This window comes from Blautia sp. CAG:257 (genome assembly GCF_000433815.1).
Classification (GTDB): Bacteria; Bacillota; Clostridia; order Lachnospirales; family Lachnospiraceae; genus Blautia_A; species Blautia_A caecimuris.
In genome coordinates this window covers 1-555 of sequence record NZ_HF999074.1, presented here as the reverse complement: position 1 = coordinate 555, position 555 = coordinate 1, and the positions used below count along the sequence as shown (strand labels likewise).

The following is a 555-nucleotide window of genomic DNA, read 5'->3' as shown; positions in this document are numbered from 1 at the left end:
GACCTTCTGAACCACTTCAAAAAGCCTTGGCCTGCCCGGAATCCCATATGCTCTTAAAGACGGAGATACTGCAAGACAGATTGTTTTCTGTGTGCGGCTGCCGTCCGCCACAACCAGATTTGTCCTCATCGGATCAAGCCCCCGCTCCCGACACTCCACAGAAGCATAAAAGGACTTCAGATCAATGGCTATATATGTGTGATTTTCCCGTTCCATAAAAGCGCCTCCTTCTGCAATTATCATAACACAGAGAGCCGGACCTGTATAGGAGCAGGGAAAACACCTTCCAAATGACCTTCGGCGAAGGAATTTTGCCCTGTATGTCCCGGGATTCTGGCATATACATACCAATACACCTCGCGGGACAGTAACCTGTAAGCAGTGACTGATACCGTTCTATTTTCTTCCCCGTATTTTTTCAGACCCGGCGCTGACAGCTCTGATATAGGCCTTTGTTACCAGCCATAAGCCCCATCCGATTGCCACAAAAACTCCCGGTGTTCAAAACACCGGGAGTCTTACTTCTTCTCTTTATTTTAAAATAAACTTCTCTAT

At 47.2% G+C, this 555-nt stretch carries 1 protein-coding gene; it reads right to left on the bottom strand.

Going from position 1 to position 555, the window contains the following annotated elements:
• Positions 1-216 (bottom strand): Y-family DNA polymerase (locus tag QVP40_RS09230; RefSeq protein ID WP_442852286.1); only part of this gene is annotated, 216 nt, incomplete at its 3' end.
• Positions 217-555: the final 339 nt, after the last annotated feature.